Source organism: Burkholderia sp. THE68, assembly GCF_009938265.1.
Taxonomy (GTDB): domain Bacteria; phylum Pseudomonadota; class Gammaproteobacteria; order Burkholderiales; family Burkholderiaceae; genus Caballeronia.
This window is the reverse complement of the sequence record NZ_AP022315.1, coordinates 2,299,969-2,312,895: the sequence shown is the minus strand read 5'-3', so window position 1 is coordinate 2,312,895 and position 12,927 is coordinate 2,299,969. Positions and strand designations below refer to the sequence as shown.

At 65.8% G+C, this 12,927-nt stretch carries 13 protein-coding genes; 5 read left to right on the top strand and 8 right to left on the bottom strand.

Translation table 11 applies throughout. The annotated features are described in order from the left end of the window. Positions 1-111: 111 nt before the first annotated feature. The 8 genes from tpx to BTHE68_RS10870 form a co-directional block, all read right to left on the bottom strand. A complete protein-coding gene (tpx, locus tag BTHE68_RS10905; protein ID WP_162066340.1) occupies positions 112-612 on the bottom strand; it encodes a thiol peroxidase in 501 nt (166 codons plus the stop codon). A 123-nt stretch (positions 613-735) separates the two neighbouring features. Continuing rightward, positions 736-2,058, bottom strand: a complete 1,323-nt coding sequence (locus BTHE68_RS10900) for a DUF3426 domain-containing protein (RefSeq protein ID WP_162066339.1) — start codon at positions 2,056-2,058, stop codon at positions 736-738. Between the two features lie 50 nt (positions 2,059-2,108). After that, complete coding sequence (gene prmA / locus BTHE68_RS10895) at positions 2,109-3,011, bottom strand: 50S ribosomal protein L11 methyltransferase (protein ID WP_162066338.1); 903 nt, start codon at positions 3,009-3,011, stop codon at positions 2,109-2,111. 20 nt (positions 3,012-3,031) lie between these two features. Continuing rightward, the gene (gene accC, locus BTHE68_RS10890; protein WP_062255370.1) at positions 3,032-4,399 is read right to left on the bottom strand and encodes an acetyl-CoA carboxylase biotin carboxylase subunit; all 1,368 of its coding nucleotides are present in this window, start codon (positions 4,397-4,399) and stop codon (positions 3,032-3,034) included. A 153-nt stretch (positions 4,400-4,552) separates the two neighbouring features. Next, positions 4,553-5,029 carry an acetyl-CoA carboxylase biotin carboxyl carrier protein gene (gene accB / locus BTHE68_RS10885; protein WP_162066337.1) on the bottom strand — a complete coding sequence of 159 codons (477 nt, stop codon included), beginning with the start codon at positions 5,027-5,029 and terminating at the stop codon, positions 4,553-4,555. Positions 5,030-5,104: 75 nt separating this feature from the next. Then, positions 5,105-5,368 (bottom strand): hypothetical protein, encoded by a 264-nt coding sequence (locus BTHE68_RS10880; protein ID WP_162066336.1) that lies wholly within the window; start codon positions 5,366-5,368, stop codon positions 5,105-5,107. 205 nt (positions 5,369-5,573) lie between these two features. Next, positions 5,574-6,113, bottom strand: coding sequence for a TlpA family protein disulfide reductase (locus BTHE68_RS10875; protein WP_162066335.1), 540 nt, complete (start codon positions 6,111-6,113; stop codon positions 5,574-5,576). Positions 6,114-6,131: 18 nt separating this feature from the next. Continuing rightward, positions 6,132-6,779: a UDP-N-acetylmuramate--alanine ligase gene (locus BTHE68_RS10870; protein WP_162066334.1), complete on the bottom strand. Its 648-nt coding sequence runs from the start codon at positions 6,777-6,779 to the stop codon at positions 6,132-6,134. Between the two features lie 172 nt (positions 6,780-6,951). On the opposite strand from BTHE68_RS10870, the gene mpl reads away from it, so the two are divergent. The 5 genes from mpl to mtgA all read left to right on the top strand — a co-directional run bounded on the left by mpl (position 6,952) and on the right by mtgA (position 12,713). Next, positions 6,952-8,388: a UDP-N-acetylmuramate:L-alanyl-gamma-D-glutamyl-meso-diaminopimelate ligase gene (mpl, locus tag BTHE68_RS10865; RefSeq protein ID WP_502710585.1), complete on the top strand. Its 1,437-nt coding sequence runs from the start codon at positions 6,952-6,954 to the stop codon at positions 8,386-8,388. Then, positions 8,385-8,981 (top strand): YqiA/YcfP family alpha/beta fold hydrolase, encoded by a 597-nt coding sequence (locus BTHE68_RS10860; protein WP_162066332.1) that lies wholly within the window; start codon positions 8,385-8,387, stop codon positions 8,979-8,981. The genes mpl and BTHE68_RS10860 overlap by 4 nt, the downstream gene beginning before the upstream one ends. A 77-nt stretch (positions 8,982-9,058) precedes the next feature. Next, positions 9,059-11,113: a ribonuclease catalytic domain-containing protein gene (locus tag BTHE68_RS10855; RefSeq protein WP_162066331.1), complete on the top strand. Its 2,055-nt coding sequence runs from the start codon at positions 9,059-9,061 to the stop codon at positions 11,111-11,113. Beyond that, positions 11,110-11,952 (top strand): shikimate dehydrogenase, encoded by an 843-nt coding sequence (gene aroE / locus BTHE68_RS10850; protein ID WP_162066330.1) that lies wholly within the window; start codon positions 11,110-11,112, stop codon positions 11,950-11,952. The genes BTHE68_RS10855 and aroE overlap by 4 nt, the downstream gene beginning before the upstream one ends. Then, positions 11,952-12,713 (top strand): monofunctional biosynthetic peptidoglycan transglycosylase, encoded by a 762-nt coding sequence (mtgA, locus tag BTHE68_RS10845; RefSeq protein WP_174258008.1) that lies wholly within the window; start codon positions 11,952-11,954, stop codon positions 12,711-12,713. The genes aroE and mtgA overlap by 1 nt, the downstream gene beginning before the upstream one ends. The last annotated feature ends 214 nt before the right edge of the window (positions 12,714-12,927 follow it).

Sequence of the window (12,927 nt, the reverse complement as noted above, 5' to 3'; positions counted from 1 at the left end):
CCTTTATGAATAGGGGCCGAGGAAAAAAATGCGCATACGGCGCGCGGCGGGCGGTTCACCGCGCCTCGTATGCGCAGACCGCTTCGATGCGAAGCGGTCCGTCGCGAAGGATTACTTCAGCGCGGCGAGCGCTGCGTCGTAGTTCGGCTCGTTCTTGATCTCGGGCACGAGCTCCGAGTGCAGCACCTTGTTGTTCTCGTCCAGCACGACGACCGCGCGTGCCGTCAGGCCCGTGAGCGGGCCGCTAGTCACGTCGACGCCGTAGGCCTGCGCGAAGTCATGGCCGCGGAACGTCGATGCCGTCACGACATTGGCGATGCCTTCGGTCGTGCAGAAGCGCTTCGCCGCGAACGGCAGATCGCCCGAAACCACGACCACGACCGTGTTGTTGAGGCTCGCGGCCGCTTCGTTGAACTTGCGCGTCGAGGTGGCGCAGGTCGGCGTGTCGAGACTCGGCACGATGTTCAGCACCTTGCGCTTGCCCGCGAAGCTCGCGAGCTTGACGTCGCCGAGATCCGCGCCGACGAGCGTGAATTCGGGCCCTTGCTGGCCCGCGCCCGGAAACGTGCCGCTGACGTCGATGGGATTGCCGCCGAGGGTAACTTGACTCATGTTGCGCTCCAGAGAATTGTCAGATGCTGACAGGAAAATCGCGCGTGCCGGGCCATGAGGGCAGGCACGCGCGTCGTGTGGCACTGGGTTCGCCTTGCGCGCGACGGGGCGCCAAGGCCGTGATCACGGATAAAAGACCTGAACCCGGTAATTCGCGGCGACCGCGTCGCCCGTATCAAGTCGGACGACGACCGGCTGCGCGCTTTGCGGCGGAAGGCCAACGGCGAATATCGTACCCGGTCGCGCGTAATCCTGCGGCCAGAGCACGCGGCGGATCGCGACGTTGTTCTTGTCGTCGAGCAGCGTGAGCTCGAGCGCCGGATATGCGAGCGCCACATCCAGCCGATTGCGCAACGACAGCTTCAGCTCGAGCTTGTGCGGGCCGTCCACCTGACGCAGGCCGGAACTCTCGATCTGCAATCCGTCGATGTTGCGCGGCGGTGAGATCGTGCAGCCGATCTGGTCGCAGACATCCGAATAGAGCGAGTGCGATCCGGGCACGTACACCATCACGGTTTCGCGCTGCCACCACGCGAGCTGCACGAGCAGCAGCAACGCCAGCAACACGGCGACGATGATGCCGACGACGCGCCTGGCCTTGCTCGGCGCGGGGCGCACGGGCGCGCGCGACTCTCGCGCCTCCCGCGACTCGCGAATGACCGGAAACGCTTCGTTCGCGCTTGTGCGGCGAGCGGGGGCGGGCGGTTTGGCGCTGAAGGCCGGCTCCTCGTCATTGCGCCAGGCAGATGCGGCAGGCGGTTCCGGCGTGGGGCGCGCGGGCGGCGCGTCCAGTTGCGGAGCCGGTCCGATGAACGGCTCGGCGCGATCATCGACGGGCCCAGCGAACGGCGCGACGGGCGGCTCGCCGAGCGGCGCATCGGCGCCGCCTTGCGCGGCGTTCGCGGCGTTCGCGGCGTCGGGATGCGGCGAGCGGACGCGGATGAACTGCTTCAGGCGGTCCGGTTCGGAAGGCAGCGCGGATGGCTCGTTCGCCGCATCGGACTGCGCGGGCTCGGTGCGCGGAGGCGCTGAGCGCGCCGGTCCCGACGCGCTGGCGAAGGCGGGAGAGTCGGCATAGACCGTTCGCTCGCTGTCTTCGCCGGGCTTCGTGCCGAAGGGCGGGACGGGCTGGGAAGGCGTATCGAGATCGAGCTTGCGCGGTGCGAACGGACGCGGCTTCAGCGGCGCTTCAGGCGTGACGGGCGCACGGGCGGACGCATCGGGAGAACTGGTCGTGGGCCCGACGGCGACGTCATCGTCGATGATCGCGGCATGCTGGGCGACGCCAGCCGCGGCCGGCTCATCGGGAAGCTCGAAGCGATGATGCGCGGCATCGAAAACTTCCTGGCAGTGTCCGCAACGCACGCGGCCGTCATGCGGCGCGAGCAGGTGCGGGTCCAGCTTGAACACGGTTTCGCAGTGAGGGCAGCGGGTTGCCAGCGCCATATAAGAAGTGCCGTTGGCCTTGACGGCCATTCGTGGAGGATGGCGCTATTCTAAAGGCTTTCGCGCCGGGTTCCCGCGAGGCACACCCAGCCTTCGTGTTCGCGCCAGACGCCGATGTCGATCCACTTCGCATAGACCGCCGCGACTTCGTCGGCCTGCCGCGCGAGCACGCCCGAAAGCGCGATTCTGCCGCCCGGTTTCACCTTCGCGGCGAGCATCGACGCCATCAGTTTGAGCGGATTCGAGAGAATGTTCGCGACGACGATATCGAACTCGCCGGCGGGGCACGCGTCGGGCAAACCGTAGGTCACGTCCGCGTGATTGCGCGTGCTGTTCTGACGCGCCGACTCGACCGCCTGCGGATCGATATCGATGCCGACGACCGGCTGCGCGCCGCACTTCTTCGCGAGAATCGCGAGGATGCCGGAGCCACAGCCGTAGTCGAGCAGCGATTGCCCCGGCTGCACCGACTGCTCCAGCCATTCCATGCACAGGCGCGTGGTCGGATGGCTGCCGGTGCCAAACGCGAGACCGGGATCGAGTTCGAGCACGAGCGCGTCCGGATCGGGCGCGTCGTGCCACGACGGCACGACCCAGATGCGCTCGCCGATGGCGATCGGATCGAACTGCGCCTGCGTGAGACGCACCCAATCCTGTTCCGCCACGTCACGCACGGTGAAGGCGGGCGTCGCCGCGAGGCCGATCTCGTTCGCGGCGGCGGCGAGCAGCACGTCGGGATCGGCGTCCTCGGCGAGCAGCGCGACCACGCGCGAGCGATTCCACGCGCGCTTCTCGGGCACGAGCCCCGGCTCGCCGAAGAGCGGCTGCTCGTCGGGCGTGTCGGCGTCGGCGTCTTCGACCGACACCGACAAGGCGCCGACTTCGAGCAGCGCGTCCGACAGTGCTTCCGCGCGCTCGCGATCCAGCTCGGCGATCAGTTCCCGGTAACTCATGCTTCTCTCTCTCGCTCGGCTTACGACTCTTCCGCCACGGCTGCCTGTCGCGCCGCCAGCTTGTTTTCGAGGTAGTGGATGCTCGTGCCGCCCTCGACGAACTTTGCGTCGATCATCATCTCGCGATGCAGCGGAATGTTGGTCGAGATGCCTTCGACGACCATTTCCGACAGCGCGATACGCATGCGGTTGATCGCCTGCTCGCGTGTCGCGCCGTACGCGATCAGCTTGCCGATCATCGAATCGTAGTTCGGCGGCACGAAGTAGTTGGCGTACGCGTGCGAATCCACGCGGATGCCCGGACCGCCCGGCGTGTGCCACGACGTGATGCGTCCCGGCGAAGGCGTGAACTTGAACGGATCTTCCGCGTTGATGCGGCATTCGATCGCGTGGCCGCGAAACTGGATGTCCTTCTGGCGGATCGAGAGCTTTTCGCCCGCGGCGATGCGGATCTGTTCCTGCACGATGTCGACGCTCGTGATGAGTTCCGTCACCGGATGCTCGACCTGCACGCGCGTGTTCATCTCGATGAAGTAGAACTCGTTGTTCTCGTACAGGAACTCGAAGGTACCCGCGCCGAGATAACCCATCTTCTTGCATGCGTCGGCGCAGCGGTCGCCGATGCGCTCGATCAGCCGGCGCGCGATGCCCGGCGCCGGCGCTTCCTCGATCACCTTCTGGTGACGGCGCTGCATCGAGCAGTCGCGCTCGCCGAGCCAGATTGCGTTGCGGAACGAATCCGACAGCACCTGAATCTCGATGTGGCGCGGATTCTCGAGGAACTTCTCCATGTACACCTGCGGGTTGCCGAAGGCGCGGCCCGCTTCCTCGCGCGTCATGTTGACCGCGTTGACGAGCGCCGCTTCGGTGTGCACCACGCGCATCCCGCGCCCGCCGCCGCCGCCCGCCGCCTTGATGATGACCGGGTAGCCGACCGCGCGCGCAATCTTCACGATCTCGCGCGGATCTTCGGGCAACGCGCCTTCCGAACCCGGCACGCACGGCACGCCGGTCTTGATCATCGTCTGCTTGGCGGTGACCTTGTCGCCCATCAGGCGGATGGTTTCGGGACGCGGCCCGATGAAGGTGAAGCCCGATTGCTCGACGCGCTCGGCGAAGTCGGCGTTTTCGGAGAGGAAGCCGTAGCCGGGGTGGATGGCCTCGGCGTCGGTGACTTCGGCCGCGCTGATGAGCGCCGGCATGTTCAGGTAGGACAGGTTCGACGGCGCCGGTCCGATACACACGGCTTCGTCGGCCAGCTTGACGTACTTCGCTTCCTTGTCGGCTTCGGAGTAGACGACGACGGTCTTGACGCCCAGCTCGCGGCACGCGCGCTGGATGCGAAGCGCGATTTCGCCGCGGTTCGCAATGAGAATTTTTTCAAACATAGTGGGTCGGCTCATCAACGGGCTCGCGCGAGCGGCCCTCGGGGATCCAATCGGCGGCGCGCTTCTCGACGGATCGATGCCGCATGAAGCGCGCCGGGGCGGTGAAGCCGGCGGCGGCTGCGAGGCGCATCCGCGGCACGGCCCGGTGCGCCCTTAGTCGCCGATCACGAAGAGCGGCTGGCCGTACTCGACCGCCTGCCCGTTCTCGACGAGGATTTCCTTCACGACGCCAGCCTTGTCCGATTCGATTTCGTTCAAGAGCTTCATCGCTTCGATGATGCAGAGGGTCTGGCCTTCCTTCACCGTATCGCCGACCTGGATGAACGGGTCCGCGCCCGGCGACGGCGCGCGATAGAACGAGCCGACCATCGGCGAAGTCACGACGTGACCCTGCGGTGCGACTACGGCCGGCGCGGCCGCCGAGGCCGGTGCGCCTGCCTCGCCCGCGCCGGCGAAATGCGGCGCGGCCGGCGCCTGCATTTGCGGCGCGTATTGCTGCGGCGCCTGCATGTAGACGGGCGCGGCGTTCTTGACGATGCGAACCTTGCCTTCGCCTTCCGTCACTTCCAGCTCCGAGATGCCGGATTCCGAGACGAGGTCGATCAGCGTTTTCAGTTTACGAAGGTCCATCGAAAATTCCCCTTTCAATACTTGGAGACCGGGATCTGCCCGGCACTTGACTTGATTTGTGGGTGTTCTGACTGCTCAGCCGCGAACCGGCGCGGCCAGCCGGCCGACATGCGCAAACACGCCGCGCATCTCCGCGCCCATGCAAGCGCCGACGGAAACCACGGCGGCGGAATCGGTCGGCACGCCCGACGCGTTCATATCGAACGCGTCATCGTGGTCGCTTTGAAGCGCGCGCCCGGACGACATGACCGCCGCGAATGCCCCGACGCGGCCGGCACCGCTTTCACGGGTGTCGGACTCGACGGCGAGGTAGCCTCGTGGCACCGGCAGAGTTGTCATGGTCGCTTCAGGTTGTGCGGAATTCGGCGCACTTTAGCGCCGTTTAGAGAATTTTGTCTAGTTTTACCGTGCAGGTCGTTCTGAAACGGCGGGAGAAATTACCATCCCAAGCCGTGGGACAAGCTGAATTCCCCGCAAGATCGCCGTACTGTACCTTAACTCGCCGCTTACTTAGCGCAAGCCGCTGCCTAAAAGCTGCGAATTTTTACAGGCTGTCCAGAGTGTGCTTCAGTTCGGCGGGATCGACTTCGCCCAATTTTGTCGAGCGGATTTGGCCCTTGGCATCGATCACGACAGTGAACGGCAAGCCGCCGGCATTGTTGCCGAAGCTCCGCGCAAGATCCGCGCCGCCGAATCCGGTGACGTAGACCGGGTAGGCGACCGGCACTTTCTTCAGGAAGTCGTTGACGTTTTTTTCGCTGTCGACGCCGAGCCCGATGAACGTGATGCCTTTCTTCTCATAGTCGCGCTGCATCGCGGAGAGAGTCGGCATTTCCTTCACGCACGGCCCGCACCACGAGGCCCAGAAGTTGACGACGACGGGCTTGCCCCGGTACGCCGCGAGCGGCTGCGCCGTGCCCGAGGCGCCGGGCGGCGTCGCTTTCCAGAGTTGTTCGACGGCGTTGCCGCTTGCCGGCGTCGCGGCCACGGTATCGCTGCCGGTGAACAGATGACCCGCGTAGAAACCGCCGACGGTCGCGGCGACCGCGACCACGAGGGCCGCCAGAATGCGTGTGCTTTTCATGAGCGTCCAGAAGAAAGGTCAGCCGCCGACTTCCAGCGGCGGGACATCGGGATGATCGAGCAGCGCGCGCACGGCCGCCGCATTCGCGCGCGCGAGCCGTCCGCGGCCATCCGCGCGCACCGCGCCGCGCAGGTCATCGGCGCCATAGAGCGCGATATGCACGCCGACCGGTTCCTCGCCACGCACCCGATGCAGGAAACTCAGCGTCTCGACATAGCCGCGCCCGGCGAAATGCCGCGTCTCCGATACGTCGTACTGCATGTTCGCGTTCAACAGGTAGATCGCGACTTCCTTCGGATTGTCGCAGAAGCATTGCAGATGGATATCGGAATGCTCGCCCGCCGTGCCATTTAGCACCGCGCCCGTCAGATACGGATCGAAGGGCTTCAGCCGATCCATCCAGTCGAGCGCGACTTCGCGCATGTGGCGCAGCACGGCCGGCTGGCTGTCGCCCTGGAAAATCGCCTGGTACGTGCGGATTTCCTCTTCGATCTGGTCGTTATCGGGCAGGAACTCGCCGCCGATCCTGGCTTCGCCGATCACCTGCCGCGCCGCCTTGCGCTTGGCGGTGGCGTAGTCGAGGCCGTCCTCGGCGATCATCCGCGCAGCCGCAATCGCGATTTCCTCGCGCACGCGCTGCGGATCAAAATGTGTTTTGCGAACCATGGCGGGAATGATACTAGATAACCTCGGACGGCCTTTCTGGGACCCGGGCGGCGGACCCTTGCCGCAGGCTCGCGCCGGCGGCGGAACGCCTGGCCTGCTCGGTTACAATATGCGCCTTCAGGCGCCTTTCTGCACGGGTTTGCCCTTAGGTTGACCCGTACGGCGCCGTTTCCTGTTTCGGCATCTCAATCGCCCGCGCGGCGCGACACGGTTTATGCACATCCACATCCTCGGCATCTGCGGCACCTTCATGGGCGGACTCGCCGTCCTGGCGCGCGAAGCGGGCCACAAGGTCACCGGCTGCGACGCGGGCGTCTACCCGCCGATGAGCACGCAGCTCGAAGCGCAGGGCATCGAGTTGATCGAAGGTTTCGGCGTCGAGCAACTCGCGCTCGAGCCGGACCTGTTCGTCATCGGCAACGTCGTGACGCGCGGCAATCCGCTGATGGAAGCCATCCTGGATCGCGGTCTGCCTTACACATCCGGCCCGCAGTGGCTCGGCGAGCACGTGCTCAACGGCAAATGGGTGCTCGCCGTCGCGGGCACGCACGGCAAGACCACGACGAGCTCCATGCTCGCGTGGCTGCTCGAAGACGCGGGCATGAACCCGGGCTTTCTGATCGGCGGCGTGCCGCTCAACTTTGGCATTTCCGCCCGGCTGACGGATTCGAGCTTCTTTGTCATCGAAGCCGACGAATACGACACCGCATTCTTCGACAAGCGCTCGAAGTTCGTCCATTACCGTCCGCGCACGGCGGTGCTCAACAATCTCGAATTCGATCACGCCGACATCTTTCCCGATCTCGCCGCGATCGAAACGCAATTCCATCATCTCGTGCGCACGGTGCCGGGCGTCGGCCGCATCGTGACGAACGGGCGCGAGGACGCGCTGGAGCGCGTGCTCACGCGCGGCTGCTGGTCGGGCGTCGAGCGCTTCGGCGTCGAGGGCGGCTGGCAGGCGTTGCCCGCAACCGATGGCGCGAACGTCGACCAGCAGTTCGCCGTGTATTGGGAGGGCGAGCGTCAGGGCGTCGTCGACTGGCAGGTGCAGGGCGAGCACAATCGCATGAATGCGCTCGCGGCGATCGCGGCGGCGCGTTCGGTCGGCGTGCCGGCGGCGCAGTCGGTGAAGTCGCTGGCGAGCTTTCGCAACGTCAAGCGGCGCATGGAAGTGAAAGGCAGCGTCGACGGCGTCACCGTCTACGACGACTTCGCGCATCACCCGACGGCGATCGACACGACCGTCGCGGGACTGAGAACGCGCATCGGCCAGGCGCGCATTCTCGCGGTGCTGGAGCCGCGCTCGAACACGATGAAGCTCGGCACGATGAAGGCACAGTTGCCCGCGAGTCTCGCCAATGCGGACCTCGTATTCGGCTACGGCGCGCGTGAAGGCCGCGACAAGCTCGGCTGGGATCTCGCCGAGGCGTTGTCCCCGCTCGGCGACAAGGCGCGGGCATTCAACGAGATCGAACCTCTGGTGAAGGCGGTCGCGGCAGCCGCGCGCCCCGGCGACCACGTGCTCGTGATGAGCAACGGCGGCTTCGGCGGCGTCCATCAGAAACTGCTCGACGCGCTCTCGGCGCGTGGCGCAGGAGGACATTCGTGATTCTCTATCTGCACGGCTTTCGCTCGTCTCCCCAATCGTTCAAGGCGCGCGTGATGCGCGCGCGTCTCGCGGAACTCGGGAGGCTCGGCGAATGGCAGTGCCCGACGCTGCCGGTGTCGCCGTTCGACGCCGTCGCGCTGGCGGAATCGCTCGCGGCGGCCGAGAGCCCGGCCGATGTGACCGTCGTCGGCAGTTCGCTCGGCGGCTACTACGCCACCTATCTCGCCGAAAAGCACGGCTGGCGCGCCGTGCTGCTCAATCCCGCGGTCGTGCCGCAGCGCGATCTGAGCCATTTTCTCGGCGAACAGCCGCTGTGGCACGGCGACGGCAGCATCACGGTCTTGCCGCGCCACCTCGACGAGTTGCGCGCGCTTTCCGTCGCCTCGATCACCCGGCCCGAGCGCTACTATCTGATCGCGGCCACCGGCGACGAAGTGCTCGATTACCGCACGATGCTCGACCACTATCCCGGCGCGCGCACCACGCTGATTCAGGGCGGCGATCACGCAATCAGCGACTTCCCCGCGCATCTCGCCGAAGTCCTCGCGTTCTGCGATCAGGCGCCGCCGCTCGTTGCGCCGGCCGCCGCGTGATGCGGGCAAACCCATTCAACCACCGGCGCGCCTGCCGCACGAGCGCGGCCCGGTCCACCGTATTACGAGAGTATTGAGTGAACGTTTTCTTCGAGGAATCGGGTAGTTTCAAGGCCGGATCGGTGCTGTCCAAACAGGGCGACGCGTTCCAAGTCGAGTTGCCGGGCGGGCGGCGCGCGAAGGTGCGCGCCAAAGATGTGCTGATCGAATTCGATAAACCCGCCGCCGGCGATCTGATGCAGGAAGCCGACGCCATCGCGCAGGACATCGATCTCGACTTTCTGTGGGAGTGCGCGCCAGAAGACGAATTCCCGTTCGCGGCGCTCGGCGCGGACTATTTCGGCGACAAGTTCGGTCCCGCCGAACGCGCGGCGCTCGTCCTGCGCATGCACGGCGCGCCGGTCTATTTCCGGCGCAAGGGACGCGGCCAGTATCAGCGCGCGCCGCAGGAACAGTTGCAGATGGCGCTGGCCGGGCTGGAGCGCAAGCGTCAGCAGGCGCTCGTGCAGCAGGGCTACGAAGAGGAACTGAAGGCGGGCAAACTGCCCGACGCGCTGAAGGACAAGGCGCTCGGCCTGCTCACCAAGCCGGACAAGAATTCCATCGAGTACAAGGCGCTCGAAGCGGCGGCGGCTGCGCGCGGCATCTCGCAGGCGCGTCTGATGCTGGAATGCGGCGGCATTGCATCGCCGCGCGCGCTGCACGAAGCGCGCTTTCTGTCGGAGCATTTTCCGCACGGCATCGGCTTTCCGTCGGTGCAGCCGGGGCCGCTGCCCGACGATCTGCCCGAAGCGCATGTCGAAGCCTTCTCCATCGACGACGTCACCACGACCGAAATCGACGACGCGTTTTCCGTCGAGCATCTTTCCGATGGCCGCGTGCGCGTGGGCATCCACATCGCGGCGCCGGCGCTCGGCATCACACGCGGCGACGCGATCGACGCGATCGCGCGCGGGCGTCTGTCGACCGTCTACATGCCCGGCGACAAGATCACGATGCTGCCCGACAACGTCGTCGATGTGTTCACGCTCGGCGAAGGCGGACTGCGCCCGGCGCTGTCGCTGTACATCATCGTGAATCGCGAGACGCAGGATATCGTCGCGACGGAAACGCGCGCCGAGCGCGTGTTCGTGAAGAGCAATCTGCGCCACAACCATCTCGACGAGTTCGTCACCGAGGAAAGTCTCGCGGCGGGCACGGGCGACTATCCGCACAAGGCGGACATCGCGGTGCTGTGGCCGCTCGCGCAGGCGCTCTTCGAGAAGCGGCAGCAGGCGCGCGCCACCTATGGTCTGAAGCGCGAAGTGCAGCGCAACAACGACTTCAACTTTTACGTCGATGGCGAGCACATCTCGATCACGCCGCGCCGTCGTGGGTCACCGCTCGACCTGATCGTCGCGGAGCTGGCGATTCTCGCGAACTCGTCGTGGGGCGCGTTCCTGAACGATCACGGCGTGCCGGGCATCTATCGCTCGCAGCGCGGTTTCGGCGGCCCGGGCCCGAAGCGCACGCGCATGCAGACGACGCCGGCGCCGCACGAAGGTCTGGGTGTCGCGCAATACGCGTGGAGCACGTCGCCGCTGCGCCGTTATGTCGATCTCGTCAATCAATGGCAACTGATCGCGTGCGTGCAGCACGGCGTGACGGCGAAGCTCGCCGCGCCGTTCAAGCCGAAGGACGCGGACCTTTTCGCCGTCGTGCAGGGCTTCGACGATACCTATACCGCGTATGCCGATCACCAGCGCCGCATGGAGTATTTCTGGTGCCTGCGCTGGCTGAAGCAGGAGAACAGGAAACACGTTCCGGCGTCGGTCATCAAGGACGATCTCGTCCGGCTCGAAGAAATCCCGCTGATTCTGCACGTGCCGGGTCTCGGCGTGCATGCGCGCGGCACGCGCGTGATGCTGGAAGTCGTATCGATCGATGAGCTGACCGTCGAAGCGTCGTGCCGTCTGCTGCACGTCATCGATGCGCCCGCCGCGAGCGCGCCGGTCGAGGAAGAAGAGGCGGAAGAAGAGATCATCGAGACGACCGATCTTTCCGCCGAAAGCGAAGCCGAAGCGCAGGCGGAAGCGCCGGCGGAGCAGCCACAACCGGAAACGCCGGACGACGCGCAGGAACCGACGCCATGAAAGACCAGTACGCGGTGATCGGCAATCCGATCGAGCACAGCAAATCGCCGTGGATTCACGCGAAGTTCGCCGCGCAGACCGGCGAGCCGGTCGAATACGGGCGCATTCTCGGGCCGCTCGGCGGTTTCGAGCGTGAGGTGAAGCAATTCATCGCGTCGGGCGGACGCGGCATGAACGTCACGGTGCCGTTCAAGCTCGAAGCGCACGCACTCGCGGATTCACTGTCGCCGCGCGCGGCGGCGGCGGGCGCGGTGAACACGCTGGCCTTCGGTCCCGATGGCGTGCGCGGCGACAACACCGACGGCGTCGGGCTCGTGCGCGACATCGAAGTGAATCTCGGCGTGAGCCTGAAAGGCGCGCGCATCCTGCTGCTGGGCGCGGGCGGGGCGGCGCGCGGCGTCGTGCTGCCGATCTTCGATCGCGCGCCGGCGGCGCTGACCATCGTCAATCGCACGGCGGCGAAGGCGCAGCAGCTCGTCGAGCAGTTCGCCGGCAACGCGGCCGAATGCGGCGTGCGCTTTTCGGGCGGCGGCGCGGACAGCGCCGAAGGGGGCCGCTACGACGTGATCGTCAACGCGACCGCGGGCAGCCTCGACGCCGCCTTGCCCGATTGCGACGACAGCGCGTTCGGCGCGGGCACGCTCGCCTACGACATGATGTACGGCGCGCAGCCGACCGTCTTCATGCAGCACGCGTCGAAACTCGGCGCGCGCGCGTCGGACGGCCTCGGCATGCTGGTCGAGCAGGCCGCCGAATCGTTCTTCATCTGGCGCGGCGTGCGCCCGGACGGTGGCGCGGTGCTGCGCGAATTGCGCCAGGCGCTCGCAGCCAAAGCCTGATGACGACCGCGCCGCTCGGCAGCCGCACGCCCACCGGCACGCCGCGCGTGCGACGCGCGGTGCGGCTCGGCCCGGCGCGCTGGATCGCATATGGCGTGGCGGTGCTCGGCATCGCATTCATCGCGACGCAGCTCTACTTTTTCGCGCAGATCGGCATCTGGACGGTAGTGAATCCCGGACCGACCGCGTTCATGCGCGCCGACGCGTGGACGCTCGCCAAGACCCATCCGGGCATCGAGTTGCAGCGCACCTGGGTGCCGTACGAGCAGATTTCGCGCAACCTGAAGCGCGCGATCATCGCGTCTGAAGACGCCAACTTCGTCAACAACAACGGCTACGAAACCGACGCCATCCTGCAGGCGTGGGAGAAGAATAAATCGCGCGGGAAGATCGTCGCGGGCGGTTCGACCATTTCGCAGCAGCTCGCGCGCAATCTGTTTCTGTCGCGTGAAAAGAGCTATGTGCGCAAGGCGCAGGAGCTCGTCATCACGTGGATGCTCGAATTCTGGTGGACCAAGGAACGCATCTTCGAGATCTATCTGAATTCCGTCGAATGGGGCAACGGCGTGTACGGCGCCGAAGCGGCGGCGCAGCATTACTACAAGACATCGGCGGCGAAGCTGACCGCCTGGCAGAGCGCGCGGCTCGCCGTGATGCTGCCGCGTCCCAAATATTTCGACGACCATCGCAGTGCGCCGTATCTGTCGCAGCGGGCCGGCGTCATCGCGCGGCGGATGGGGGCGGCGGAATTGCCGCAGTGAAATTTAGCTTTACCAAACTAAACAATGTAAGGCCCTGATTTATCAGGGCTTTTTTGTTTCAGAAGGCTGTCGATAGTCAGGTTTCCTCCCAACATCTGAACAGTGCGATCACATATTGAATTATTCGGAGAGGCGGAACTACAATCCGACCAAGCCAAACGGCACATGCGTGCAAAGACCGGGAGAAACCGGCTCGCACGACCAGAACAACGGA

What these genes read in the sequence shown, in the direction of transcription:
- tpx (WP_162066340.1), bottom strand. Translation starts at nt 612, where the DNA reads ATGAGTCAAGTTACCCTCGGCGGCAATCCCATCGACGTCAGCGGCACG.
- BTHE68_RS10900 (WP_162066339.1), bottom strand. Translation starts at nt 2,058, where the DNA reads ATGGCGCTGGCAACCCGCTGCCCTCACTGCGAAACCGTGTTCAAGCTG.
- prmA (WP_162066338.1), bottom strand. Translation starts at nt 3,011, where the DNA reads ATGAGTTACCGGGAACTGATCGCCGAGCTGGATCGCGAGCGCGCGGAA.
- accC (WP_062255370.1), bottom strand. Translation starts at nt 4,399, where the DNA reads ATGTTTGAAAAAATTCTCATTGCGAACCGCGGCGAAATCGCGCTTCGC.
- accB (WP_162066337.1), bottom strand. Translation starts at nt 5,029, where the DNA reads ATGGACCTTCGTAAACTGAAAACGCTGATCGACCTCGTCTCGGAATCC.
- BTHE68_RS10880 (WP_162066336.1), bottom strand. Translation starts at nt 5,368, where the DNA reads ATGACAACTCTGCCGGTGCCACGAGGCTACCTCGCCGTCGAGTCCGAC.
- BTHE68_RS10875 (WP_162066335.1), bottom strand. Translation starts at nt 6,113, where the DNA reads ATGAAAAGCACACGCATTCTGGCGGCCCTCGTGGTCGCGGTCGCCGCG.
- BTHE68_RS10870 (WP_162066334.1), bottom strand. Translation starts at nt 6,779, where the DNA reads ATGGTTCGCAAAACACATTTTGATCCGCAGCGCGTGCGCGAGGAAATC.
- aroE (WP_162066330.1), top strand. Translation starts at nt 11,110, where the DNA reads ATGAAAGACCAGTACGCGGTGATCGGCAATCCGATCGAGCACAGCAAA.
- mtgA (WP_174258008.1), top strand. Translation starts at nt 11,952, where the DNA reads ATGACGACCGCGCCGCTCGGCAGCCGCACGCCCACCGGCACGCCGCGC.